Source organism: Lysobacter sp. HA35, assembly GCF_054061195.1.
On sequence record NZ_JBSSDY010000001.1, the window covers coordinates 1,460,244 to 1,485,927 of the forward strand.

At 66.8% G+C, this 25,684-nt stretch carries 22 protein-coding genes and 2 pseudogenes; 16 read left to right on the plus strand and 8 right to left on the minus strand.

Features of this window, described 5'->3' with window-relative positions:
- The first annotated feature begins 8 nt into the window (after nt 1-8).
- Nucleotides 9-452, plus strand: a complete 444-nt coding sequence (locus tag ACVWZN_RS07125) for a putative toxin-antitoxin system toxin component, PIN family (RefSeq protein ID WP_456953205.1) — start codon at nt 9-11, stop codon at nt 450-452.
- Here ACVWZN_RS07125 and ACVWZN_RS07130 read toward each other — a convergent pair.
- Together ACVWZN_RS07130 and ACVWZN_RS07135 are read right to left on the minus strand one after the other, a co-directional pair.
- Nucleotides 434-2,707, minus strand: a complete 2,274-nt coding sequence (locus ACVWZN_RS07130) for a DUF5916 domain-containing protein (RefSeq protein ID WP_456953206.1) — start codon at nt 2,705-2,707, stop codon at nt 434-436. The two genes, ACVWZN_RS07125 and ACVWZN_RS07130, sit on opposite strands and share 19 nt — an antisense overlap.
- A gap of 251 nt (nt 2,708-2,958) precedes the next feature.
- Nucleotides 2,959-3,423, minus strand: a pseudogene (locus tag ACVWZN_RS07135) (SET domain-containing protein); the annotation flags it as partial.
- A gap of 164 nt (nt 3,424-3,587) precedes the next feature.
- Here ACVWZN_RS07135 and ACVWZN_RS07140 point away from each other — a divergent pair.
- The 10 genes and pseudogenes from ACVWZN_RS07140 (at nt 3,588) to ACVWZN_RS07185 (ending at nt 13,690) form a co-directional block, all read left to right on the plus strand.
- Nucleotides 3,588-4,040, plus strand: coding sequence for an SUF system Fe-S cluster assembly regulator (locus ACVWZN_RS07140; RefSeq protein ID WP_456953207.1), 453 nt, complete (start codon nt 3,588-3,590; stop codon nt 4,038-4,040).
- A gap of 8 nt (nt 4,041-4,048) precedes the next feature.
- The gene (gene sufB / locus ACVWZN_RS07145; protein ID WP_027083390.1) at nt 4,049-5,497 is read left to right on the plus strand and encodes a Fe-S cluster assembly protein SufB; all 1,449 of its coding nucleotides are present in this window, start codon (nt 4,049-4,051) and stop codon (nt 5,495-5,497) included.
- 140 nt (nt 5,498-5,637) lie between these two features.
- Entirely contained in the window at nt 5,638-6,402 is a 765-nt protein-coding gene (gene sufC / locus ACVWZN_RS07150) for a Fe-S cluster assembly ATPase SufC (RefSeq protein WP_027083389.1), read from the plus strand.
- A 1-nt stretch (nt 6,403) separates the two neighbouring features.
- The gene (gene sufD, locus ACVWZN_RS07155) at nt 6,404-7,696 is read left to right on the plus strand and encodes a Fe-S cluster assembly protein SufD (RefSeq protein WP_456953208.1); all 1,293 of its coding nucleotides are present in this window, start codon (nt 6,404-6,406) and stop codon (nt 7,694-7,696) included.
- The gene (locus tag ACVWZN_RS07160) at nt 7,693-8,931 is read left to right on the plus strand and encodes a cysteine desulfurase (protein ID WP_456953209.1); all 1,239 of its coding nucleotides are present in this window, start codon (nt 7,693-7,695) and stop codon (nt 8,929-8,931) included. Before sufD ends, ACVWZN_RS07160 begins: the two co-directional genes overlap by 4 nt.
- 4 nt (nt 8,932-8,935) lie before the next feature.
- The gene (locus tag ACVWZN_RS07165; RefSeq protein WP_456953210.1) at nt 8,936-9,490 is read left to right on the plus strand and encodes a GNAT family N-acetyltransferase; all 555 of its coding nucleotides are present in this window, start codon (nt 8,936-8,938) and stop codon (nt 9,488-9,490) included.
- Nucleotides 9,491-9,492: 2 nt separating this feature from the next.
- The gene (locus ACVWZN_RS07170; protein WP_027083385.1) at nt 9,493-9,813 is read left to right on the plus strand and encodes a non-heme iron oxygenase ferredoxin subunit; all 321 of its coding nucleotides are present in this window, start codon (nt 9,493-9,495) and stop codon (nt 9,811-9,813) included.
- A gap of 145 nt (nt 9,814-9,958) precedes the next feature.
- Nucleotides 9,959-12,284 (plus strand): annotated as a pseudogene (locus ACVWZN_RS07175) (catecholate siderophore receptor Fiu).
- A 2-nt stretch (nt 12,285-12,286) separates the two neighbouring features.
- Nucleotides 12,287-12,973 (plus strand): Fe2+-dependent dioxygenase, encoded by a 687-nt coding sequence (locus ACVWZN_RS07180; protein ID WP_456953211.1) that lies wholly within the window; start codon nt 12,287-12,289, stop codon nt 12,971-12,973.
- Nucleotides 12,974-13,039: 66 nt separating this feature from the next.
- The gene (locus tag ACVWZN_RS07185; RefSeq protein ID WP_456953212.1) at nt 13,040-13,690 is read left to right on the plus strand and encodes a PepSY-associated TM helix domain-containing protein; all 651 of its coding nucleotides are present in this window, start codon (nt 13,040-13,042) and stop codon (nt 13,688-13,690) included.
- 9 nt (nt 13,691-13,699) lie between these two features.
- On the opposite strand, the gene ACVWZN_RS07190 is transcribed toward ACVWZN_RS07185, so the two are convergent.
- Nucleotides 13,700-14,332 carry a HutD/Ves family protein gene (locus tag ACVWZN_RS07190; protein WP_456953213.1) on the minus strand — a complete coding sequence of 211 codons (633 nt, stop codon included), beginning with the start codon at nt 14,330-14,332 and terminating at the stop codon, nt 13,700-13,702.
- Between the two features lie 166 nt (nt 14,333-14,498).
- Entirely contained in the window at nt 14,499-14,879 is a 381-nt protein-coding gene (locus ACVWZN_RS07195; protein WP_456953214.1) for a ComEA family DNA-binding protein, read from the minus strand.
- Between the two features lie 186 nt (nt 14,880-15,065).
- Here ACVWZN_RS07195 and ACVWZN_RS07200 point away from each other — a divergent pair, with 186 nt between their 5' ends.
- Both ACVWZN_RS07200 and ACVWZN_RS07205 read left to right on the plus strand, forming a co-directional pair.
- Nucleotides 15,066-16,556 carry a M20 family metallopeptidase gene (locus ACVWZN_RS07200; protein WP_456953215.1) on the plus strand — a complete coding sequence of 497 codons (1,491 nt, stop codon included), beginning with the start codon at nt 15,066-15,068 and terminating at the stop codon, nt 16,554-16,556.
- Nucleotides 16,557-16,658: 102 nt separating this feature from the next.
- Nucleotides 16,659-16,919 carry a GlsB/YeaQ/YmgE family stress response membrane protein gene (locus ACVWZN_RS07205; protein WP_456953216.1) on the plus strand — a complete coding sequence of 87 codons (261 nt, stop codon included), beginning with the start codon at nt 16,659-16,661 and terminating at the stop codon, nt 16,917-16,919.
- Between the two features lie 3 nt (nt 16,920-16,922).
- Here ACVWZN_RS07205 and cysN read toward each other — a convergent pair whose 3' ends face one another.
- Nucleotides 16,923-18,806: a sulfate adenylyltransferase subunit CysN gene (cysN, locus tag ACVWZN_RS07210; protein WP_456953217.1), complete on the minus strand. Its 1,884-nt coding sequence runs from the start codon at nt 18,804-18,806 to the stop codon at nt 16,923-16,925.
- The gene (gene cysD, locus ACVWZN_RS07215; RefSeq protein WP_456954731.1) at nt 18,806-19,714 is read right to left on the minus strand and encodes a sulfate adenylyltransferase subunit CysD; all 909 of its coding nucleotides are present in this window, start codon (nt 19,712-19,714) and stop codon (nt 18,806-18,808) included. The genes cysN and cysD overlap by 1 nt, the downstream gene beginning before the upstream one ends.
- Nucleotides 19,715-19,945: 231 nt before the next feature.
- Here cysD and ACVWZN_RS07220 point away from each other — a divergent pair, with 231 nt between their 5' ends.
- From ACVWZN_RS07220 to ACVWZN_RS07230, 3 genes are all read left to right on the plus strand, one after another.
- Nucleotides 19,946-21,712, plus strand: coding sequence for an assimilatory sulfite reductase (NADPH) flavoprotein subunit (locus ACVWZN_RS07220; RefSeq protein ID WP_456953218.1), 1,767 nt, complete (start codon nt 19,946-19,948; stop codon nt 21,710-21,712).
- A 61-nt stretch (nt 21,713-21,773) separates the two neighbouring features.
- Entirely contained in the window at nt 21,774-23,495 is a 1,722-nt protein-coding gene (cysI, locus tag ACVWZN_RS07225) for an assimilatory sulfite reductase (NADPH) hemoprotein subunit (RefSeq protein ID WP_456953219.1), read from the plus strand.
- Nucleotides 23,492-24,235, plus strand: coding sequence for a phosphoadenylyl-sulfate reductase (locus ACVWZN_RS07230; protein ID WP_456953220.1), 744 nt, complete (start codon nt 23,492-23,494; stop codon nt 24,233-24,235). Before cysI ends, ACVWZN_RS07230 begins: the two co-directional genes overlap by 4 nt.
- A 3-nt stretch (nt 24,236-24,238) precedes the next feature.
- Here the strand turns inward: ACVWZN_RS07230 and ACVWZN_RS07235 are convergent, their stop codons facing one another.
- A complete protein-coding gene (locus tag ACVWZN_RS07235) occupies nt 24,239-24,574 on the minus strand; it encodes a YciI family protein (protein ID WP_456953221.1) in 336 nt (111 codons plus the stop codon).
- A gap of 61 nt (nt 24,575-24,635) precedes the next feature.
- Nucleotides 24,636-25,622, minus strand: a complete 987-nt coding sequence (locus ACVWZN_RS07240) for a LysR family transcriptional regulator (protein WP_456953222.1) — start codon at nt 25,620-25,622, stop codon at nt 24,636-24,638.
- Nucleotides 25,623-25,684 lie beyond the last annotated feature (62 nt).

Consider the following 25,684-nt stretch of genomic DNA (forward strand, 5'->3'; position numbering starts at 1 on the left):
TCGACACGATGCCGAAAACGCCGACGTTCGTGCTCGACACGAACGCATGGCTCGACCTGCTCGTGTTCCGTGACCCCGCGCTGTCCGGCTTGGCGGATGGCGTTAGCTGCGGACGATTACGTGTGGTCGCGGATGACCGCGCATTCGCGGAACTCGACCGCGTGCTTCGCTACGACGCAGTTCGTCTCGACGAAGGCGATGCGCAGCAGCACATGTCTACGGCACGCCGCCTGGCCACGCGCATCGACACGCCGTCGCTCGCGCTGCCGAAGTGCCGCGACCCCGACGACCAGATGTTTCTGGAAATCGCCGTAGCCGCGCATGCCGATGCGCTGCTGACGCGAGATGCCGAACTCCTGCGCATGGCGAGGCGCATGTCGCGCGATCACGGCCTGTTGATCATCACGCCCGCCGCGTGGCGCGACATCGTCGATCAGATGTCGAAGCGGTAGGCGAGCTTCACCAGCAACTGCTCGCTGTCGCGCAGGTCCAACGCATCCTGCAGACGTCCTGCGGCGTCGACGTCGCCCATGGTCGGCTCGTCGAACAGGCTGCCACCGCGTACGTAGGCGATGTACAGGTTCGACAGCGGCGCGAGCTCGTAGCGATAGCGCACCTGGAAACCGAGGTTGCTGAGGCCGAACGGCTGGTGCCGGGTCGTAACTCGCAACGGCGTGCCGTCGCTGGCGAGTTCGTAGGTCTGCGGCGCGCGTGCATCCAGGCCGATCGCCTCGAGTCGAACGCGCAATTCCTGGCGGTTGTCGACGAGCCACGTGACGCCGGCCGACAGGAATATCTGATCGACGCGGTACGTCGACAGCGAGGGCACACCCGTCGCGTCGGGACGCCATAGCAGCATGCCGGGATCGTGGCTGAGCTGCATCGCGAGTCCGATGTTCGCGTTGTCGCTCAGGTAGTACGTCGGCTCGACATCGACCGACATCGACCCGTGGTCCCAACCGCCGATGCTCTGACCGTAGTAGTTCGCGTTCCAGTAAAAACCCCACGGCCCGCGACGCGGAATGCCGCGCTCGTAAAACCCGTAAAGCTTCGAAGGCATGCGCACGATGCCGTGGCCGCGCGTCACCAGATCGTCGTAGCCCGGCGTGTAACCGGCGACTTCGAAGTACTCGTTGCCGCCGTCGCGCATGTCGCTGCTGCGCGCGAACGACCAGGCGTCGGCGATCTTGACGCCGTGATCGTTGGCCCGATGCGACACCGCACCGCGCCACAGATGGCTGGCGTAGTTCGACTCCTTCGGGATATCGGTGAAGCGCCGCGATATCTCGTAGCGCCCGTAGTTGAAATTGTTGCGCTCGAGGTAACCGAAGTCGTTGAGCTGCAGGTGATCGCCGAGATGCAGCAGGTAGAGCTGCTGGCGCCAGCCCGCGCCGAGGTCCTGGTCGAACTTCATCTGCGCGCCGGTGTCGCGGATCGACTGCCCGGCCTGGTCGATGTCCGAGCCCACGACGGTCGTGCGCACCGACAGCGAATCCGACGGCGTCCAGCGATGGTCGAACTCGCCGACGTTGGCGGTGCGATCGAGGTAAGGGCGGTCGACGCGCGTGACCATCGCGCCGAAGCCCTGCGTCTGCAGGTCTTTCGTTGCGCGCACCGCGTAGAAGTCACGACCGACCTCATCCGCCTCTGTCGCCGCGAACACGCCGTAGTTGAAGCCCGCCACGCTGCCGTTGACCTTGACCGCCGCAGTCACGTCGCCAGCGCCGAGGCCGTCGTCGCGCGTGCCGCCGACGCGACGCGTGTACAGCAGCCGGTTCGAGGTATTGAGCGAACCGAACGGGACGTCGAAGAAGCTCTGGTTCTCGGTGAAGAACGGTCGCTTGTCGCTGAAGAAGGTTTCGATCGCGCTGAAATTGACGACGAGCTGATCGCTTTCGACTTGTCCAAAATCCGGATTCAGCGTGGCCGACAGCTGGAACTTGCCGCTGGGTTTCCAGAAGACGTCCGCGCCTGTGTCGAAATCCGCCTTGTGCGCGACGTTGTCGTACACGCCGACCACGTACGGGGTGATCGCGAGCAACGACTCGCTGTACTTCGGCACGTCGACCTTCTCGAACACCGACAGGAAGCGCGGCTCGGTGAAGCTCACCGCGGGCCACGTCACGCGTTCGCCGGTGGAGCCGATCACACGGTCGAGCACGATGCCGAGCTTGCGCGTGTCGCCCTGCGCATCGCGCATCGGTGCGGTGTACCACGGGATCAGCATCTCGGCCGACCAGCCTTCCGCGTCCTCGCTGACGGCGTGCTTCCAGTTGCCGTCCCAGTCGGTGCTGAACTGGTTTTCGCTGGTGATCACCGCATCGATGATGCTGTCCGACAGAAGAATCGTGAAGTTGTAGCCCGCGCGACCGTCGCCATCGAAATCGACGTACAGGTTCACGCGATCGAACGGCCCACCCTTGTCACGCTGTGCTCGGTCGCGACGACGCGGCACGTTAGCGGGCTGGGTGTTGTGGAACGCGATCGCGAGGCCTTCTGGCGTCGCCTTGAACCAGGCTTCAGTCGGCAGCGATGCGGGCTCGCGCGAGAGAGGCTGCGTCTGGCGGAAGTCGGTGATGTGGCGCGCGTCGGCCCACTCGGCCGGATCGATGTGGCCGTCGACCTTCACCGCATCCGCGGCAAGCGCGATGGACGGCAGCGAAGCAAGGACAGCGAGCGCGAGCGTGGCGCGAGGCAAAGCGGACATACGGAGATCCCGTGGCGGCGCGGCGGGCCCGAGGTGCCCGCAGACTAGTCGGCCGCCCGGAGGCGGCCGAATGTCATAGGTCATGGAGCGCGGATGGCCTGATACGACAGGCCCGTGCGTTAGGCGCGCTTGCGGGCACCGGTGCCGCGGCCGCTTCGGCTCGTGGTGCCACGCGTGCCCTGCTTCGACGCCGCCTTCGAGCGGCCCTTCGGCGACGGCTTGGCCTTCGGCTTCGCTTCCACCTTCGGCTTGCGCTTGGGCTGCAGCATCGTGCCGGTGCAGTTCTTCGAGCCGCAGAGGCAGGCCCAGATCTTCTTCATGCGCGGCGTGTGCGCCTCGCCGAGCGTAATGCCGTAGTTGTACGTCAGCTCCTCGCCCGCCTTGATCGCCTTCTTGGCTTCGATGAACACGCGGTCCTTGGTGCGGTCGTCGCCGTCGGCTTCCTCGATGATCGAATCGCAGTTCGGCGAGCAGCTGTGGTTGATCCAGCGCGCCACGTTGCCGCGGCGCGCACCGTCGATCACGTACTCGTCGTTGAGCGTGAACAGGAAGGTGTGGCCGGAGTCCGCCGAACCGTCGTCGCTGTTATCGACGTCGTCGTGCGTGCGGCGCTGGCCGCGGTATTCGATGATCCGTTCGCCCTTGGCGATCGGCGCGATGGCGAACACGCCCGTTCCGTGGATGGCGGAGCGGCGGGCGACGACCTTGCTGGGCATGCGGTGGACCGGATGAAGGGATGCCGCATTCTGCCGTGCCCGAGCGTCGCGGTCACCACATCACGTTGCGGGTGAACCGGCCGGACGCCTGCATTGGCGCGGGCCGGCGTCAAATCGTACAATTCCGGTCCCGATTCGAAACCGCCTGGACGAGGCTCCCGCGCATGCTCCGGGTCACCAAGCTCACCGACTACGCGACCGTCGTGCTCACGGTCCTCGCCGCCGCCCGTGGCGAGGTGCTGAGCGCGACCGAGATCGCGGACCGCGCGGGCTTGGAAGCGACCACGGTCAGCAAGGTGCTCAAGCCGCTCGCGCAGGCCGCGCTGGTCGAAGGCTTCCGCGGCGCGCATGGCGGCTATCGCCTCGCCCGCCCGGCTCGCGACGTCGCGCTCATCGAGGTGATCGAGGCGATGGAAGGCCCGCTGTCGGTGACCGAATGCAGCGTGCACGAAGGGCACTGCGGCATCGAATCGTCCTGCGGTACGCGCCGAGGCTGGCGTCGAATCAACGATGTGATCACGCAGTCGCTGCGCGCGGTGACGCTGCAGGACCTGCTCGATCCGGAACCCGATCCACGCGCCACGCGCCGCATCGCCGTGCGGCTGGCGAGCGCCTGAGGCAACGCATGAACGAACACATCGCCAACGCCGAGATCCACCAGCAGCTCGGTCGACGCTACGAAGCCGGCTTCGTCACCGACATCGAGTCGGACACGTTCCCGGCCGGCCTGAGCGAGGACATCGTTCGCGCCATTTCGGCCAAGAAGGACGAGCCGGAGTGGATGACCGAGTGGCGCCTGTCCGCGTACCGCCACTGGCTGACGATGACCGAGCCGCACTGGGCGAAGCTGGACATCGCGCCCATCGATTTCCAGGCGCTGAGCTACTACTCCGCGCCGAAGGGCCCGAAGTACAAGTCGCTGGATGAAGTGCCGCAGGAGCTTCTCGACACCTACGACAAGCTCGGCGTGCCGCTGCATGAGCGCGCGAAGCTGGCGGGTGTCGCGGTCGATGCTGTGTTCGACTCGGTGTCGGTCGGTACGACGTTCCGTAAGGAACTCGCCGAGAAGGGCGTGATCTTCTGCTCGATGTCGGAAGCGATCCGCGAGTATCCGGAGCTCGTGCGCCAGTACCTCGGCAGCGTCGTGCCGGTGGGCGACAACTATTTCGCAGCGCTCAACTCCGCCGTGTTCTCCGACGGCAGCTTCGTCTTCATTCCGAAGGGCGTGCGTTGCCCGATGGAGCTGTCGACCTACTTCCGCATCAATGCCAGCGAGACCGGCCAGTTCGAGCGCACGCTGATCGTCTGCGAAGACGGCGCTTACGTGAGCTATCTCGAAGGCTGCACCGCGCCGATGCGCGACGAGAACCAGCTGCATGCGGCCGTCGTCGAACTGGTTGCGCTCGAAGGTGCCGAGATCAAGTACAGCACGGTGCAGAACTGGTATCCGGGCGACGAGAACGGCGTCGGCGGCATCTACAACTTCGTGACCAAGCGCGGCGAATGCCGCGGCGCGAAGTCGAAGATCAGCTGGACGCAGGTCGAAACCGGCTCCGCGATCACCTGGAAATATCCGAGCTGCGTGCTGCTCGGCGACGATTCCGTCGGCGAGTTCTATTCGGTCGCGCTCACGCATCACCGCCAGCAGGCCGACACCGGCACCAAGATGATCCACGTCGGCAAGCGCACCAAGAGCAAGATCATCAGCAAGGGCATCAGCGCGGGTCGCGGACAGAATACGTATCGCGGGCTGGTGCGCGTCGAACGCACGGCGGACGACGCACGCAACTACACGCAGTGCGACTCGCTGCTGATCGGCAAGAAGTGTGGCGCGCATACGTTTCCGTACATCGAGGTTCGGCATCCGGGCGCGAAGGTCGAGCACGAAGCGACGACCTCGAAGATCAGCGACGACCAGATGTTCTATTGCCGGTCGCGCGGTATTTCCGAGGAAGACGCGGTGTCGATGATCGTCGACGGCTTCTGCAAGTCGGTGTTCAAGGAACTGCCAATGGAGTTCGCCGTCGAGGCGAAGAAGCTGCTCGAAGTGAGCCTTGAAGGTTCGGTCGGGTGAGAGCCCGCGCTTAGCGACTGCCGGAAAGGCATTCGCTGCGTCACGCACGCTTGGGCAGGACGCCCGGGCCGGGGCAACCCGAAGCGACGAACGTCGCGCCATGGACGACTACGCAGATCACTGAGAAGCGAAACGAAACGATGCTGAAGATCGAAAACCTCCACGTCCGCGTCGCCGGCAAGGACATCCTCAAGGGCCTGACGCTCGACGTCGCGGCCGGCCAGGTCCACGCGATCATGGGTCCGAACGGCGCCGGCAAGTCGACGCTCGGCAACGTGCTCGCCGGTCGCGAAGGCTACGAGGTGGTCGACGGCACGATCGAGTTCGACGGCCGTGATCTGCTCGCACTCGAGCCCGAGGAGCGCGCCGCTGCCGGCGTGTTCCTCGCGTTCCAGTATCCCGTCGAAATTCCTGGCGTGAACAATACGTATTTCCTGCGCGCCGCGCTCAATGCACAGCGCAAGGCGCGCGGCGAAGACGAGCTCGACTCCATGCAGTTCCTCAAGCGCGTGCGCGAGAAGCTCGCCGTGCTGCACCTGAAAGACGAGCTGCTCCATCGCGGCGTCAACGAAGGGTTCTCCGGTGGCGAGAAGAAGCGCAACGAGATTTTCCAGCTCGCGCTGCTGGAGCCCAAGCTCGCAATCCTCGACGAAACCGACTCCGGGCTCGACATCGACGCGCTGAAGGCCGTTGCGGACGGCGTCAACGCACAGCGTTCGCCGGATCGCGCCTTCCTCGTGATCACTCATTACCAGCGCCTGCTCGACTACATCCGCCCCGACGTCGTGCATGTGCTCGCCGACGGCCGCATCGTCGAGACCGGCGGGCCGGAACTGGCGCTCGAACTGGAGCAGCACGGCTACTCGTGGGTGAAGGACCGCATCACGCCCGAGGCCGCTGCCTAACATGAGCCCCCTGCTCGACTCCCTGACCGCCGCGTTCGACACCTTGCCGCTGCGCGAAGCTGGCGGCCTCGGTGATGCACGCCGCGACGCACTCGATGCGCTGCGTCGCGACGGCCTTCCCGGCCCGCGAACCGAAGCGTGGAAGTACACCAGCCTGCGTCCGCTTGAGCGCCGTACATTCGCGGCCGCCAACGAGCCGCTGGTGTTCGACACCGCGTGGGTCGCCGCAATTCCGTCGCCACGCATCGTGTTCGTCAATGGTCGATTCGCGGCCGAGCTGAGCGACATTGCGTCGCTGGGCGACGGCGTCAGCGTCGAGCCGCTATCAGCGGTCCTCGGGCGCGGTGATGCGCGCGAATGCAACATCCTCGGTCGACGTTTCGACCGCGCGGATGAACCGTTCGCGCGCCTCAATGCGGCGCTTGCGATCGATGGTGCCGTCGTTCGCGTTGAGCCGGGTGTGCATGTCGCGCGACCACTGCATGTCGTGTCGATCGGTGCAGCGATCGGTGCCGATGTCGCATCGCATCTGCGTCACCTGTTCGACCTGCGCGAAGGCGCGAAGCTCGAAGTCGTCGAACACGCGATCGCTGCCGCGCCACACTCGAACCTCGCCACATCCGTCGCACACGCGCACCTGAAGCCCAACGCGCAACTCGTGCACGCGCGCCTGCAGGACGAGAGCGAAAGCGCGCAGCTGTTCGCGCGTACCGACGCCGTGCTCGCGCGCGATGCGAGCTATCGCCGCCTCGATCTGGAACTCGGCGCCGGCCTGTCGCGTCACGAACTCAACATCGCGCTGCAGGGCGAACGTGCCTGCGCGGACGCGAATGGCGTGCTGCTGGGCGGCGGCCGTCGCCATCTCGATACGCGCCTCGGGCTCGACCATGTGGGTCGCGACAGCCGTTGCGAGCTGACGTGGCGGGGGCTCGCGGCCGGTCGCTCGCGCGCCGCGTTTCATGGCGGCATCCTCATCCGCGAAGGCGCGGATGGCACACAGGCGTCGTTGTCGAACAAGAACCTGCTGCTGTCGGACGCCGCCGAGATCGACTCGCAGCCCGTGCTCGTCATCCATGCCGACGAAGTGCAGGCCGCGCATGGTGCGACCGTCGGCCAGCTCGATCCGACGTCGCTGTTCTACCTGCGTTCGCGCGGCATTCCCGTCGCTGAAGCACGCGCACTGCTGACCGCGGCGTTCTGCCGCGAGACGCTCGCCGTGCTGAATGACGGCCCGACGCGTGACCTGCTGGCTGTGCGCCTCGATGCCGCGCTCGCGCGAATCGAGTCGCCATGAACGCGACCGTCGCCCCGCTCACCGTCGACTGGACGCGCGTCCGCGACGACTTCCCGCTGCTGCAGCGCGAAGTCCACGGCAAGCCGCTCATCTATCTCGATTCCGCCAACACGTCGCAGAAGCCGGCGCACGTCATCGACGCAGTCGACACGTTCTATCGCCGCCATAACGCGAACGTCAGCCGCGCCGTGCATGCGCTCGGCTCGGAAGCGACTGATGCCTATGAAGGCGCGCGTCGCCGCCTCGCCGGTTTCCTCAACGTGCGGCCGGACGACCTCGTGCTTTGCAGTGGCACGACGTTCGCGATCAACCTCGTCGCCTACAGCTGGGCGCTGCCGCGGCTGAAGCCCCGCGACGCGATCGTGCTGACGCGCATGGAGCACCACGCCAATATCGTGCCGTGGCAGATCATCGCGCAGCGCACCGGCGCGGTGATCAAGGTGGCGGAGATCGACGAACGCGGCGAACTCGACCTCGATGCGCTGTATGCGCTGCTCACGCCCGAAGTGAAACTGCTCGGCCTGACGCACGTCTCCAACGTGCTCGGCACGGTGAACCCGGTGCGTGAGATCTGCCGCGAAGCGCATCGCCGCGGCATCGTCACCGTGGTCGACGGTTCGCAGGCCGCACCACATCGCACGCTGGACATCGCCTCGATCGGTTGCGACTTCTACGCGATCACCGGCCACAAGATGGTCGGCCCCACCGGCACCGGGGCGCTGTGGGCGAAGCGCGAACACCTGCAGGCCATGCCGCCGTTCCTCGGTGGCGGCGAGATGATCCGCGAAGTTCGGTTCGAAGGCACCGTCTACAACGATCCGCCGCATCGCTTCGAAGCGGGCACGCCGAACATCGCAGGTTTCGTCGGGTTGGGTGCTGCGGTCGACTATCTGTCGACGATCGGAATGGCCGCGATCGAAGCGCGCGAGAAGGAACTGCTCGCCCACGCGACGGAAGCGCTGTCGGCCGTCGAAGGCCTGCGCATCTTCGGCCAGGCGCGAGAGAAAGCCGCGGTGATCAGCTTCCTCGTCGAGGGCGCGCACGCGCACGACCTCGCCACGCTGCTCGATCTCGAAGGTGTCGCGGTACGCTCGGGCCATCACTGCGCGCATCCGCTGATGCATCACTTCGGCGTACCGGCGACCTGCCGCGCGTCCTTCGCGTTCTACAACACGCACGACGAGGTCGATGCCTTCGTCGCCGCACTCCGCAAAGTCCGCCGCCTTCTTGCGTGATCCGATGACCGACCTCCGCTTTCGCAATGCCACGCCGCGCGACATCGATGCGATCGTCGCGCTTGTCGAATCGGCCTATCGCGGCGACGACAGCCGTGTTGGCTGGACCACCGAAGCCGATCTGCTCGATGGCCAGCGAACCGACGCCGACGACGTACGCGCGAGCATCGCGCGGCCCGACAGCGTGATCCTGCTTGCGATCGATGCCGCCACGCGCGAACTCGTCGCCTGTGCGCACGTCGCGCAGGAGGACGGCAACGGTTATTTCGGCATGTTTTCCGTGCGTCCCACGCTTCAGGGCGGCGGCGTCGGCAAACAGTTGCTCGCGCGCGCGGAACGCCTCGTCTTCAACCATTGGCACCTGCCGGCCATGTGCATGACGGTGATCGACGTGCGCGCCGAGCTCATCGCGTTCTACGAGCGCCGCGGTTACCGGCGCACTGGCGTCAAGAAGCCGTTCCCGTACGGCGACGAGCGCTTCGGCCAACCGCGCCGCGACGACCTGCGTTTCGAGGTCCTCGAAAAGCGCGCACCCGCTCGCGCCTTGTCCCGCGCCTGAGCATGGACGGCTGGGCGCGCGTCGGCACGACCGGCGAGATCCTTCCGGGGGAACACCGCGTCGTCTGGGACGGTGACACTCCGATCCTGGTCGTGAACCTCGAGGGCGACTTCTACGCCCTGCTCGACCAGTGCACGCACGAGGACTACGAGCTGTCGGCGGGCCCGGTCGATGCGGACGAAGGCCTCGTCGAGTGCGTGCTGCACGGCGCGCGGTTCGACCTGCGCAGCGGCCGCGCGCTGTGCGGCCCGGCGTATCTGCCGGTGACCAAGTTCCCCGTCGAAGTCGTCGACGGCGTGGTCTGGACTCGCGACGACCGCTGAAAACAGCACGTGTTCCTGAGGACGGCCGCTTCCGTCGGAGCTGATTCGTCGATTTTGTAATTGCGAATCATTCTTAATTGCGTTTCAATAGCGCCACGGCCGGTCGCCTTGGCGCCACGGCTGCCCTTCGCTACAGCCGGATCCCATGACGTACATCAGGAGTCGCAAGCACGCCCCGCACCCGGACGCGCACCGCAGCCGGTCCATCGGCGCCACCCTGCTCGCCGGCCTCGCGCTCGGCGCATCGTTCGGGGCAGTCGCGGCCAGCCCGGCAGACGACGACAAGCAGACGCTCGACCGGGTCAAGGTCTACGGCGCGCGCACCAAGAGCTACGCCGGCGAGTCGAGCTCAGCGAAGTTCACACAGACGCTGGTCGACACCACGCAGACCGTCAACGTCATTGGCAGCGACCTGTTCAACGAGCAGGGCGGCGACGTCTCTCACCGACGCGCTGCGCAACAGTCCGGGCGTCGGCACGTTCTACGCCGGCGAAAACGGCAACACGAGCACGGGCGACGCGATCTACCTGCGCGGGTTCGACACGTCCGGCAACATCTTCGTCGATGGCGTGCGCGACCTCGGCGCGGTGAGCCGCGACGTCTTCAACATCGACCAGATCGAAGTGACGAAGGGTCCGGCCGGAACCGATACGGGCCGCAGTTCGCCGACCGGCTCGATCAACCTCGTCACCAGGCGCGCGAACCTGCGCGACGCCGACAGCGCGTCGGTCTCGATCGGCACCGACAATCAGTTGCGCGGCGTTGCCGACGTCAATCACCGCATCGGCGAAGGCTCCGCGCTGCGCGTGAACCTGATGGCGCAGGACAGCGACGTGCCGGGCCGCGATCGCATCAACAACAGCCGATGGGGCGTCGCGGCGTCGCTGGGTTTCGGGCTGGATGGCCCGACGCGCACGCATCTCGACGTGCTGCACGTGAAGCAGGACAACATTCCCGACGGCTGGGTGCCCACGGTCGGGCTGCCGGGTTATTCGACGCCCGACGCGACGCGGCCGTTCCTCTCGTACGCAGCGCCTGTCGATTCGTCGAACTTCTACGGCACCACGGCCGATTTCGACCACGTGACCGCCGACATGGCGACGCTGCGGTTCGAGCACATGACCGACAGCGGCGCGCAGCTGCGCAACATCACGCGCTGGGGCCGTACGTCCCAGGACTACATGCTGACGTCGTTCACCGCGACCGCGGCGAATCTCAAGACGGCGAACCCGGCCGATCCGTCGACGTGGACGCTCGCGCGCAGCAATCCCACGTTCAAGGACCAGGTCAATTCGATCGTCACCAACCAGACCAGCCTGGTGACACACTTCGGCGAAGGTTTCGTGCGCCACGACCTGAGCACCGGTGTCGAATTCGTCCACGAAACGCTGGATCAGCGCGGCATCGCGCCACGTGCGAACACCGCGTGGCCCGCGGCGAATCTGTACAACCCGGATGCCAACGTCAGCGGGCTCATCGCCGAGCACAACGGTGCGGACAGCTCCGGTCGCGTGAACACCGTCGCCGCTTATGCGTTCGACACGATCAGCTTCGGCACGCAGTGGCAGATCAATGGCGGCCTGCGCGTCGATCGCTACGACGCGACGTACCGCAACGCACGCGCCTGCATCGCTACGGTGACGGCGACATCGAATGCGCCGGCGTGCAATGGCGTGACGGTCGGCACCGTGCTGCCGTATCTCGACTCCACGACGTCCGACACGCTGCTCAACTGGAAAATCGGCGCGCTCTACAAGCCGACGCCAGACTCGAGCATCTACGCGAACTACGCCTTGTCATACCAGCCCCCAGGGGGTTCGACGCTGGAACTGAGCGGCGCGGCCAACAGCGCGAACAATCCGAACTACGACCCGCAGAAGGCGCGCACCGCGGAACTCGGCACGAAGTGGAACCTGATGGGTGACGCGCTGCTGCTGACGGCGGCGCTTTACGACACGCGCATCGAGAACGAAGTCGTGCTCGATCCGTCGGTGAACGCGTACTACCAGAACGGCGAGAAGCGGGTCCGCGGCATCGAATTGAGCGCGGTCGGACAGCTCACCAAAAACTGGTGGGTGTCGACGGGTTTCACGACGATGGACACGCAGGTCACGGCCGGCCCCAATGTCACGGCCGACGGTTCGCAACAGCTCGCCTACACGCCCGACCACGCGTTCACCGCGTGGACGACATACCGCTTCGACAACGGCCTGACGCTCGGCGGCGGCGCGCGCTACAACGGCGAAATGAAGCGCGGCACCGATGCCGCCATCGGCACGCCGGCGTTCGTCGGCGACTACTGGGTCTTCGACGCCGTGGCGACCTACGCGTTCAACGACGCGTTCGACGTCCGCCTCAACCTCTACAACCTCACCGATCGCGACTACGTTGCGGCGATCAACAAGAGCGGGTATCGCTACACGCCCGGCCAGCCGCGTTCGGCGCTGCTGACCGTCAACGTGAGGTTCTGACGATGCTGCTGCACGTGCCCGGCATTCTCGATAGCGACACGCTTGCGGACATTCGCCAGCAGCTTGCGGACGCCGACTGGACCGATGGCCGCGCGACCGTCGGTCCGCAGGGCGCCCAGGTCAAGCGCAACGAGCAGTTGCCGGATGCGTCGCCACTGCGGCAGCGCCTTTCCGCGCTGGTCGTCGAAGCGGTGTCACGCAGTCCGCTGTTCCATGCCGGCGCGTTACCGGCGCGCATCTTTCCACCGCGCTTCAATCGCTATCGCGGTGGTGGCGAATACGGCTTCCATGTCGACGGCGCGATCATGGCGGTCGACGCGGCAAGCGGCGCGCAGCAGATCCGCAGCGATATTTCGTGCACGCTGTTCCTCAACGAGCCGGACGATTACGACGGCGGCGAGCTGATCGTCAGCGATACCTACGGCGAGCACGAGGTGAAGCTGCCGGCGGGCGATCTGATCCTGTATCCGTCGAGCAGCCTGCATCGCGTTGCGCCGGTGACGCGCGGGGAACGTCTTGCATCGTTCTTCTGGGTGCAGAGCCTCGTGCGCGACGACAGCCAGCGCCGCACGCTGTTCGAACTCGATGCATCGATCCAGGCGCTGACGGACACCGGCGCCGAGCGCGAACCGCTATTGCGATTGACCGGCGTGTATCACAACCTGCTCCGCCGCTGGGCCGAGACCTGACGGCACCACGCTTTCCCATCATTCGCGGCGCACGGATGACGCCTGCCCCGACCACGACCCGAATCCATGACGCCGACCACCAACAAGCCGCGCACCGCATCCCGCAACACCACGTATCGCTGGGTTCGCCAGATCCACCTGTGGGTCGGCGCATGGGGCGCGCTCGCCGCCCTGCTGTTTGGATTCACCGGGCTGTTCCTCGCCAATCGCATGGGCGATAGCGCATTGCCGCAGGGCAAGTCCAACGAGGTCGGCACGCTGACGCTTGCGGTTCCTGCCGACGCGCGTGCGAATCCGAAGGCACTCGCCGCGTGGCTGCGTACGGCGTATCACCTCGACGCCACCGGTACGCGCGGCGGCAAGCCGGAGGGCGGTCGCGTGCAGGGTCGTGATGTGCAGCAACCCGCGAAGTGGTCGCTGACGGGTGGCAACGCGCGACATTCGTGGACGTTCGATTACGTGCCCGGCAACGCGACGGCTGAGCTCAAGCGCAGCGAACAGTCGCCGCTCGCTGCACTGCTCCGTCTGCACAAGGGCGTCGGTGGCGGACTGTTCTGGCGCGTGCTGCAGACCAGCTTCGCGATCGGCATGATCCTGCTCGGCGTGTCGGGCATCTGGATGTGGGCGCGCGGCCGCACCGCACGGCAGATGGCCTTCAGCGTGATGGGGCTTGCGACGCTGGTATTCGTCGCGGCGCTCGCACTCGCGCTGGCGTAATCGTCGCGCTCAGTCCTCGCTTTCGAGGGACAGACCCGCGCCGCTCGGCGCGTCGGCAGGTGTGAGGCGGATGAGCAGCGCTTCGCCTGCCCCGTCGAGCACGTGGCGCAGTCGCGCATCGCCGGCCTGCAGGATCGCGGTGTCTGCCATTGCGAGATCGGGCAACCCGCTGCCGTCGGCGAAACGCGTGTGTCCGGCGAGCTGGTGCACGATCCATGTCGACTGCGGCTCGGCGAATACGACCATCGCGCCCACAAGCGGACGCCGCCACAACTCGGCAGCGTAGCGCTCGCGTCGCCACATCAGGTTGAAGTCGTGCGTCGGGCCGTCGACGAGTTCGCCATGCACCGCGACTTCGCCTGCGAAACGGTGGCGCCCGTAAGGCGGCAACACGTCGGCGACGACGCCGTCGTCGAACCGCAACCGCACGCCCTCGCCCGCAAGCAGAACGAGCTCGCGGTCGACACCCGGTAACGTGGAGAACGGGCCATCGGCGGTGATCTCCGCGATGGACAGGCGCCAGTCCCAGTCCGCCCCGTCGATGCCCGGCTCGGCGTGAATCTCGCGCGTCCAGCCGGTGCCGTTGCGCCAGCGCGTGCGGCGGTACTCGTACGAAGGGATGACACGGGATCGGGCGGGCATGGGACGTCCGTGCGTGCGGCCCCGCCAGTATGCCGACGGGGCCCACACGCACGGAACCGCCGGCGGGCTCCCTGCCCGCCGGCGGTATACATCCCTGTCGGGGTCCATCCCCGTGTGTCAGGCGTCCGAGCCTGCCAGTCGTCTTCCCTGCGACCGGTGTGGCAGGTCAGCGCTGCAGGCTGGCGGCGCGCGCCGGCGTGCGCGCGGCGGTGGCCGGACGCGCCGGGACGTTGCCGAGCACGATGCGGTCGCGGTTCTTCTCGATGGTCTTGAGGCCGATGCCCTTCACCAGCGCGAGCTGGTCGATGGTGCGGAACGGGCCATTGGTGGTGCGGTAGGCGACGATTTCCTGCGCCTTGGCCGGGCCGACGTTGACGAGCACGCGGTCGAGCGTCGCGACGTCGGCGGTATTGATGTTGACGCGTTCGACCGCGGCCGCCGGAGCGGGGGCCGGGACGCGGGCGGGCGGAGCCGGGGTCGCGGCGGCGGCGGTGCTGGCGAGGGCGAGCGAAAGCGCGAGGGTCTTGAGGAGGCGGGCGAGGTTCATGACGTGATCCCTGTCGGTAAGTGGCCGTGTCGGCCGGTGAGGACAGTCTCCCGGTCGCGCCCGTCCCGGCCGATCGGCCGTTTGCCCCGCGGAGTGCAGGATTCTCCGTGCCGTGGGGTAGGAAAAGTCCGAGACACCGCGGGCGCTAGAATGATCGGCCCGCTTTTCCCCTCCCCCGAGGCCTCCATGGACGCCCGCCGCGTCGAAGCATTCGTGTCGAAGAAGTGGGACGACGAGATCGTCCCGCAGCTGGTCGACTACATCCGCATTCCCTGCAAGTCGCCCATGTTCGACGCCGACTGGGTCGCCAACGGCTACATCGACCAGGCCATCGCCCAGATGGAGCAATGGGCCCGCGCGCAGGCCATCGAAGGCGTGCATCTGGAAGTGGTGCGCCTCGAAGGCCGCACGCCGCTGATCTATGTCGATGTGCCGGCCGCGAACGGTGGCAGCGACGAGGATCCGATCCTGCTCTACGGCCACATGGACAAGCAGCCCGAGATGACGGGCTGGGACGACGACCTCGGCCCGTGGACACCGGTCATCAAGGGCGACCGCCTGTACGGCCGCGGCGGCGCCGACGACGGCTACGCGATCTTCGGTTCGCTCACCGCGATCATGGCGTTGCGCGAACAGGGCCTGGCGCATTCGCGCTGCGTGATCCTGATCGAAGCCTGCGAGGAATCCGGCAGCTATGACCTGCCCGCCTACGTCGACCACCTCGCCCCGCGCATCGGCATGCCGTCGCTCGTCGTCTGCCTGGACTCGGGCTGCGGCAACTACGACCAGCTCTGGTGCACGACGTCGCTGCGTGGCCTCGCCGGCGGCAACCTCACCGTGCGCGTGCTGCACGAAGGCGTCCATTCCGGCGACGCGTCGGGCATCGTGCCGTCGAGCTTCCGCATCCTGCGCGACCTGCTCTCTCGCATCGAGGACGAGGACACCGGCCGCATCCTCATCGAAGGCATGCATGTCGAAGTTCCGGCCGAGCGCATGGCGCAGGCGAAGGAAGCCGCGCGCGTTCTCGATACCGCCGTGTTCGACAAGTTTCCGTTCCTCGACGGCATGACGCCGATGGCGAGCGACCTCACCGAACTCGTGCTCAACCGCACCTGGCGCCCGGCGCTGTCGGTGACGGGCGTCGACGGCATGCCCTCGCTGTCGTCAGCCGGCAACGTGCTGCGTCCGTTCACAGCGGTGAAGCTGTCGCTGCGTCTTCCGCCGACGCTCGACGGCAAGCGCGCCGGCGAACTGCTGGAAAACGCGCTCACCGAAAGCCCGCCGTATGGCGCGCAGGTGACGCTGGAACTCGAGAAGGCGAGCACGGGCTGGAACGCGCCGGCAATGTCGGAATGGCTGGGTCGCGCGATCGATGAATCGAGCCGCGCGTACTTCGGCCAGCCCGCCATGTACATGGGCGAAGGCGGCAGCATTCCGTTCATGGGCATGCTCGGCGAGAAGTTCCCCGGTGCGCAGTTCATGATCACCGGCGTGCTTGGCCCGCATAGCAATGCGCATGGCCCGAACGAGTTCCTGCACATCCCGATGGGCAAGCGCGTCACCGCCTGCGTGTCCCATGTGATCCACCAGCATCACCTCGCGTCGCAGCGCGGCGAGACGGTCGGCGTCGCGGCAGTCGCCGGCGGCGAAGACCGCGGTAACCACGGCTGTTGCTGACGCCTGAACGCCGGTCGTCGCAACACCGCGGCGGCCGGCTTTCCTGCACGCGGCGGCAACACGGCCGCATGGACGATCGACGCTCCTGACGGAGGCGACGCCATGTTCCACGGCTTCTTCGGTTACCTGATCGGCGGCGCGATCATCGGTGTGCTCGCGCGTTTCCTGAAGCCGGGCCCCGACCCGATGGGTTTCATCATGACCATCCTGATCGGTGCCGCCGGCGCCGCGATCGGCGGGATGGTGGCCGGCCGCGGCGCGATCGCCTGGGTCGTCGCCATCGTCAGCGCGATCGTGCTGATCGCGATCTACCAGCGCATTACCGGACGAGGCCGCGGGCCTCGCGACCGAATCGCGCGCTGAGGCTCAGCGCAGCAGCGCGTCGACCACGCGGGCCGCGAGCGTTTCCGACGACTCGTTGACGGTGTCCAGCACCAGCTCGGCGTTTTCCGGCGCCTCGTATGGCGAATCGATGCCGGTGAAGTTCGGGATCTTTCCCGCGCGCGCCTTCGCGTAGAGCCCTTTCACGTCGCGCGATTCGGCGACGTCCAGCGGCGTGTCGACGAACACCTCGACGAACTCACCGTCGTCGAACAGTTCGCGCGCAAGTCGGCGCTCGGAGCGGAACGGCGAGATGAAGCTCACCAGCACGATGAGGCCGGCGTCGGTCATCAGCTTCGCGACTTCGGCGACGCGGCGAATGTTCTCGACGCGATCCTCCGCCGTGAAGCCGAGATCCTTGTTGAGACCGTGGCGCACGTTGTCACCGTCGAGAATGTACGTGTGCAGACCCATCGCGAGCAGGCGCTTTTCGACGAGGTTGGCAATCGTCGACTTGCCCGAACCGGAGAGACCCGTAAACCACACGCAGCGCGGCGTCTGACCCTTGAGGCGCGCACGCGTGGCCTTGTCGACATCGACGTGCTGCCAGTGGATGTTCGCGGCGCGACGCAGCGCGAAGTCGATCGTGCCGGCGGCGACCGTCGCATTCGTCTGGCGGTCGATCAGGATGAACGCGCCGAGCTCGCGACTGTCCGCATACGACTCGAACGGCACCGGCGTGTCGAGATACAAGTTGCAGTACCCGACCTCGTTCATCTCGAGGTGCTTGGCCGCAAGCGATTCCTGCGTGTTGACGTCGACCTTGTGCTTGATCTCGGTGACGCTCGCGCCGACCTCGCGCGCGCCGATCTTCAGCCAGTACGGACGACCCGGCAGCAGCGGTTGTTCGTCAAACCACAGCACGTGCGCGGCGAACTGGTCGCTGACTTCGCTGGGGTCGTGCGCGGCGGCGATGACGTCGCCGCGACTGATGTCGAGTTCGTCGGCGAGCGTGAGCGTGATCGCTTGGCCGTGCGTGGCCCCGTCGAGATCGCCGTCCGCGGTGACGATGCGCGCGACCTTCGACCGACGTCCCGACGGGAGCGCGACGACGTCGTCGCCCGGTTTCACTGCGCCCGCCGCGACGGTGCCTGCGAAGCCGCGGAAATCCTGGTTCGGGCGATTCACCCACTGCACGGGCAGGCGGAAGCCGAGATCGCTGGCCGGCGCATCCACCGGAACCGATTCGAGGAATTCGAGCAGCGACGGACCTTGGTACCACGCCGTGTTCGGCGAGCGGGCGATCAGGTTGTCCCCTTCGAGCGCCGACAGCGGCACCGCGGTGACGTTCGCGATGCCGAGCGACGCGGCGAGTTCGCGGTATTCATCCGCGATGCGCTCGAACGTATCGCGGTCGTAGCCGACCAGGTCCATCTTGTTCACCGCCAGCAGCACGTGGCGGATGCCGAGCAGCGAAACGATGTAGCTGTGGCGACGCGTCTGCGTGAGCAGGCCTTTGCGTGCGTCGACCAGCACGACCGCCGCGTCGGCGGTGGATGCACCCGTCGCCATGTTGCGCGTGTACTGCTCGTGCCCCGGGCAGTCGGCGACGATGAACTTGCGCTTCGCCGTGCTGAAGAACCGGTAGGCGACGTCGATGGTGATGCCCTGCTCGCGCTCGGCTTCAAGGCCGTCGAGCAGAAGCGCGTAGTCGACGCGTTCGCCCTGCGTGCCATGACGACGGCTGTCCGACGCGAGCGATGCAAGCTGGTCTTCGAACAGCCCGCGCGTGTCGTGCAGCAGGCGCCCGATCAGCGTGCTCTTGCCGTCATCCACGCTGCCGCAGGTGATGAAACGGAGCAGGCCGCGCGACTCGTGATCGGCGAGGTAGGCGGCGACCGTCGCGGCCGCGTCGTCCATGCGCGTCATCAGAAGTAACCCTCGCGCTTCTTCTTTTCCATCGATGCGGACGGATCCTGGTCGATCACGCGGCCCTGCCGTTCGGATGTCGTCGCGACCAGCATCTCGGCGATGATCTTTTCCAGCGTGTCGGCGTCGGAGTGGATCGCGCCTGTGAGCGGATAGCAGCCGAGTGTGCGGAAGCGCACGCGACGCATCGCCGGCGTTTCACCGTCGAGCAACGGGAAGCGTTCGTCGTCCACCATGATCAACGCGCCATCGCGTTCGACGACGGGACGCTCGGCTGCGAAATACAGCGACGGCACGGGGATCTTCTCGCGGTAGATGTAGAGCCAGATGTCGAGCTCGGTCCAGTTCGACAGCGGGAATACGCGCACCGATTCGCCCGACTGGATGCGCGTGTTGTAGAGGTCCCACAGCTCGGGGCGCTGGTTCTTCGGGTCCCAGGCATGCTGCCGATTGCGGAACGAGAACACGCGTTCCTTCGCGCGCGACTTTTCCTCATCGCGGCGTGCACCGCCGATCGCGGCGTCGAAACGGTACTTGTCCAGCGCCTGCTTCAGCGCCTGCGTCTTCATGACGTCGGTATGCACCGTCGCGCCATGCGACACCGGGCCGATACCCTGCGCGATGCCGTCGGGATTGGTGTGCACGCGCAGCTCGACGCCGGTTTCGGCGGCGCGGCGATCGCGGAACTCGATCATCTCGCGGAACTTCCACGTCGTGTCGACGTGCAGAAGCGGGATCGGCGGGCGTGCCGGATGGAAGGCCTTGACCAGCAGGTGCAGCAGCACCGAGCTGTCCTTGCCGACCGAATACAGCATCACCGGATTGCGGAAGCCGGCCGCCACCTCGCGCAGGATGTGGAGGCTCTCGGCCTCCAGGCGGTCCAGGTGGCTCAGGGTGGGCAGCGGCATCGGCGGCACGGCGACGGAACGGACCCGGCGATTATGGCGGTGCGCGGCGGCGTCGAGGCCGAATGCGTGGGTGAGGAGCGTCACGGCGGTGTGCGAAGTAGCGGAGCGCCAGTGTCTGTGCGCCGTGGTGGCCTCGGAAGGTGCGCTGCGGCATGAGGACATTCCGGCGCGTCCTTTCCGTGCGAACGCCGCCAGCGCGAGCCTGTGCACCCCAACGACATACGCCGCGCCATGTCCGCCGTTCTGCTTCCCCATCCGCTGCCCGACGGCCGCGCCGACCTGCTCGACCGCCTGACGGACGGGCTCGGGCGCGATGCGCTGTGGTGGCTGTCGGGCTACGCGGCGGCGCTGGCGCGATCGCAAGACGGCGATGCGTTGCCGGCACCGCAGGCCGTTGCGGCTAACGCGCAGCGTCTGACCATCATCTACGGAAGCCAGACGGGGAATGCGCGCCGCGCTGCCGAGCGTGTGACCGCGCGGCTCGGCGATACGGGTCTGGACGTTCGGCTGGTCAATGCCGCGGACTACCCGCTGCGCGAACTGAAGTCGGAAACACTGCTGCTCGTCGTCATCAGCACGCAGGGCGACGGCGACCCGCCGGACGACTCGCGTTCGTTCGTCGAGCATGTGCTTGGTCCGCGCGCGCCGCGACTCGAGAACCTGCGTTTCGGCGTGTTGGGACTTGGAGATTCGAGCTATCCGCAGTTCTGCGCGATCGGTCGTCAGTTGGACGAGCGCCTCGAAGCACTGGGCGCACAGCGTTGGGTATCGCGCGGTGATGCGGATCTGGATATCGACGAGGTCGCGACGCCGTGGCTCGACGCGGCACACATCGCCACACGTGAACTCGCGCCCTCCCCTGCGCTCGCGACCGTCAGGCCAATCCGCCCGAACGCCACGCCGACGCACCATCGGGATGCGCCGTTCGCCGCGCCGGTGCTGACCGTCCAGCGCATCACCGCGCGCGGCGCGGTCCGCGACGTGCGACATGTCGAGCTGTCGCTGGAAGGCTCGGGTCTGACCTACGAGCCGGGCGACGCGCTCGGTGTATGGCCGACGAATTCGCCCGCGCTGGTCGAGGAGATTCTCGAAACGCTGGCGCTCGATAGCGACACAGACGTCGAGCTGAAGGGTCGCACGATGCCGCTGCGCGACTGGTTGCTGCGCGAGCGCGAGATCACCCGGCTGTCGCGGCCGTTGCTTGTGCGGCACGCCGAGCGCTCGCCTTCGCTCGCCGCGCTTGAAGATTCGTACGTCGCGAGCGTGCTGGAATCGACGCAGTTCGTCGATCTGTTGCAGACGCATCGCGGCGAATGGTCAGCGAACGAACTCGTCGCCGCGCTGCGCCCCCTGACACCACGTCTCTATTCGATCGCGTCTTCGCCACTCGAAGTCGGTGATGAGGCGCATCTCACCGTCGCGCACGTCGAGTACGACGTTGACGGCCGCACGCGCTGGGGCACGGCATCGCACCAGCTTGCAGGATTTGCCGATGGCGATATCGCACGCGTATTCGTCGAACGCAACGAACGTTTCCGCCTGCCGAAAGACGGCTCGCGCGACGTGCTGATGATTGGCCCCGGCACGGGCGTCGCGCCGTTCCGCGGGTTCGCGCAGCACCGTACGCACCTCGGCGCGACAGGCCGCAACTGGCTGCTGTTCGGCGCACCGCATGCGCGCACCGACTTCCTCTACCAGCTCGAATGGCAGCAGGCACTCAAGCGCGGCACGCTGCATCGGCTCGACGTCGCCTTCTCCCGCGACCAGCGCGATAAGGTCTACGTGCAGCACCGCCTGCGCGAGCACGGTCGCGAGGTTTACGCGTGGCTCGAGAGCGGCGCGCACCTCTATGTGTGCGGCGCCCTTGCGATGTCGAAGGACGTGCATGCCACGCTCATCGACATCATCGCGACGCACGGCGGTCGCGGTGTCGACAACGCCAGGGCATGGCTGGATACGTTGTTGACCGAAGGCCGCTACGCGCGGGACGTCTACTGATGCGCCGCACGCGTGCCCGCCTCCGAATGCGCTGTCGACGCTGACGCACGCCAGCCCCGACATGCCTACGGAGAACACCATGACCGCGCACTCGGTCGAAGACATCAAGAAGAACAGTCGCGCGCTGCGCGGCACATTGCTTGACAGCCTCGCGGACCCGATCACCGGTGCGATCGCCGACGACGACCAGACGCTGATCAAGTACCACGGCAGCTATCAGCAGGACGACCGCGACCTGCGTGACGAGCGTCGTCGCCAGAAGCTCGAACCGGCGTACCAGTTCATGATCCGCACGCGCACGCCGGGCGGCGTGATTACGCCCTCGCAGTGGCTGAAGCTCGACGCGATCGCCTCCACATATGCCGAGCGCGGCCTGCGCATCACCACGCGCCAGGCGATCCAGCTCCACGGCATCGTCAAGCGCGAGCTCAAGGCAACGATGCAGGCGATCAACGATGCGCTGATCGACACGCTGGCCGCCTGCGGCGACGTGAACCGCAATGTCGCGATCGCCGCAAATCCGCTGCAGTCGGACGTGCATGCAGGCGTGTACGCGACGGCGGCCGCGCTCTCCGAGCACCTGCTGCCGAATACGCGCGCCTATCACGAGATCTGGCTGGACGAGGAGCGCATCGCCGGCACGCCCGAGCAGGACCCGATCTATGGCGAGACTTACCTGCCTCGCAAGTTCAAGATCGGCTTCGCGATTCCGCCCACCAACGACGTCGACGTATTCGCGCAGGATCTCGGCTTCATCGCGATCGTCGAGAACGGTCGCGTCGCCGGCTACAACGTCAGCGTCGGCGGCGGCATGGGCGCGACGCATGGTGATGCGGAAACATATCCGCGCCTCGGCGATGTCATCGGCTTCGTCGAGCCTCAGGACGTCATCGCACTCGCCGTCGCAGTCGTCACCGCGCAACGTGACTGGGGTAATCGCACGCTGCGCAAGCGCGCGCGTCTGAAGTACACCATCGACGATCGCGGCCTGAACGCGTTCAAGACCGAGGTCGAGCGTCGTGCTGGCTTCGCGCTGGCTCTCGCGCGCCCTTTCCGCTTCGACCACAACGGCGACCGCTTCGGATGGGTCGAAGGCCACGACGGCCGCGCGCATCTGACGCTGCGGATCGTGTCCGGCGGCGTGCAGGACGCGCGTGATGTCGCGTCACAGACCGGCCTTCGCGAAATCGCGCGGCTCCTGCAGGAGATCGACGGTGCGCAAATCCGGTTGACACCGAACCAGAACCTGGTGATCGCCAACGTCGACGTGGCGCATCGCGCACGCGTGGAAGCGATCGCCGCTGCACATGGGCTCGACGGACACGCTCGCGCCACGCCGTCGAGCCTCGCCGCCCTAGCGTGCGTCGCGCTTCCTACCTGCGGCTTGGCGATGGCCGAAGCCGAACGCTATCTGCCGTCCTTCCTCGACACCTTCGATGCACTGCTCGACCGCCACGGGCTGCGCGACACGCCCATCCACGTGCGCATCAGCGGCTGCCCGAACGGATGCTCACGTCCGTATCTGGGCGAGATCGCGTTGGTCGGTAAAGCGCCCGGACGCTACGCGCTGCGGCTCGGTGCCGATCATCGCGGACAACGCCTCAACACGACCTATCGGGAGAACGTCGACGAAGCCGGCATCGTTGAAGCACTCGATCCGCTGCTCGCGCGTTATGCGGCCGACCGCCTCGACGGCGAACGCTTCGGCGACTTCCTCATACGTGTCGGCGTAGTCGGTGTCCCGCGGCCGATCGCTGTGACGCTGCAGGAGGTGGCGGCATGAGTACGCCCGATCCGCTAACCGCCGCCGAGTCGCCGCGCGCTCTCGCCGAACTCAACGACTGGCTTGCCGTGCGCACCGCGCAGGAGCGCATCGCCTGGTCTCTCGAAAACCTGTCGGGCGAGCACGCGCTGTCGTCGAGTTTCGGCGCGCAGGCGGCGGTGAGCCTGCATCTCGCGACGCAACAGCGTGCCGACCTGCCTGTAATCCTGGTCGACACGGGCTATCTATTCCCGGAGACGTATCGCTTCGTCGACGAACTCTCGCAACGTCTCTCGCTGAACCTGCACGTGGTGCGTCCGCAGATCGGCATCGCATGGATGGAAGCGCGATTCGGTCGTCTATGGGAACAGGGGCTGGATGGGCTCGAGCGATACAACCGCTTGCGCAAGGTCGAGCCGATGCAGCGCGCGTTGCGCGACCTCGGCGTGCGCTGCTGGATCGCAGGCCTGCGTCGCAGCCAGTCGCGCTCGCGCGAGCACGTCGACTTCCTCGAGTTGCGCGACGGCCGCTGGAAGCTGCATCCGATCGCCGATTGGTCCGACTACGACGTTTTCCGCCATCTGCAACAGCACGACCTTCCCTACCACCCGCTGTGGCACGAGGGTTATGTGTCGATCGGTGACGTGCACACCACGCGGCCGCTGGAAGCCGGCATGAGCGAGGACGACACGCGCTTCTTCGGCCTCAAGCGCGAGTGCGGGTTGCACGAAGCGTGGGGCGCGGAAGGCCGCGCGGCGTAGCCGTCAGTGCGATGAGGTGTCCATCAGCGGGCGGATCTCGATCGCGCCGCCCGCGCGCGCGCACGGCGTTTGCGCGACGAGCTGAACGACTTCGTCGAGGCTGTCCGCCTCGATGATCGAGAAACCTGCCATCGGTAGGCGCGACATGGCGAATGCGGGGCCGTCGGTCTTCGCAGTGCCGTCCCACGCGGTCACCGTGGTGACATCGTCGTGCACGGCCGAAATGAACGCGCCACGGTCGCGGATGCGCTGATCGGCGGCAAGCAACGTCTCCTGCTCCGCCGGCTCGAGCTTGTTCCACTCGGCCCCATTGCCGTAGGCCAGGCACAGATATTTCATGTGGCACGCCTGCGTCGAATGACCGCCGTACTGTGCCTGCGGCGACGTTGCCGTCGCGTCGCTATGCCGCGATGGTCTTGCGCAACGCGCTCCAGCTCGGTGGTTCGGGCCAGCGCGGTTCGTCGGTGCCTGCGACCGCGCGACGCAGATCAGTGCGATCGAGTTGCGGCGCGACGGCGGTCAGCAAGGACAGCGTGTAGTCACGCAGCACGCGTTCGCGCGGCAGCAGCGCCCAGGCGATGCATTCGGGCACGACGTCGGGTGCGGGCAGCGCGACCAGCGATTCGAGGTCATCCTCGCCCACCGCCATCTCGGCGAGCAGGCCAACGCCGAGGCCGGCGCGAACGTACGTTTTTATGAGGTCCGCATCGCGCGCGGTCATCGAGATGCGCGGCTCGAGCCCTTGCTGCGCGAACGCGCGACGCAGCGACGAATCGGCCCGCACCGAGGACTCGTAGCTCACCAGCGGAAACGCGGCCAGCGTGTCGAGCATGGGCGCGCCCTGTTGCGATGCGAGCGCGTGGTCGCGCGGGACCAGCACCACGCGGCTCCAACGGAACAGCGGCACCGCGATGCCGCCCGCCGGGGTTTCGCCCGACGTACTGATCACCGCAACGTCCGCCTCGCCGCGCGCAAGCAGTTCGAGCACTTCGCCTTCGCCGCTGGGCTGCAGGTGCACGCTCATCTGCGGATACGCGGTGCGCACGCGCGCGATCGCGCCCGGCAGCACGTGGCGCGCCTGCGTGTGCGTGGTGGCGATGACGAGCCGGCCCTGCGCGTCACCGCGCACGTTGGCGGCATAGGCGCGAATGTTGGTCGCTTCGGCGAGCAGCCGGCGCGCATGCGCCAGCACCTGCTGCCCGGCCGGCGTGATCGAGTCCAGCGAGCGCCCCTTGCGGGAGAACAGCAGGAAGCCGAGCTCGTCCTCGAGCTGCTTCAACTGCTTCGACAGCCCCGGCTGCGTGGCGTGCACGCGCTCGGCGGCGACGGTGATGTTGAGGCCGGAGTCGGCGATGGCGACGAAATAACGGAGCTGGGCGAGGGTCATGGCGGCGGTGCTGGAAGTCGAGAGCGAAGGACGTCGGACGGCTGTCGTGCGTGGCGACACAT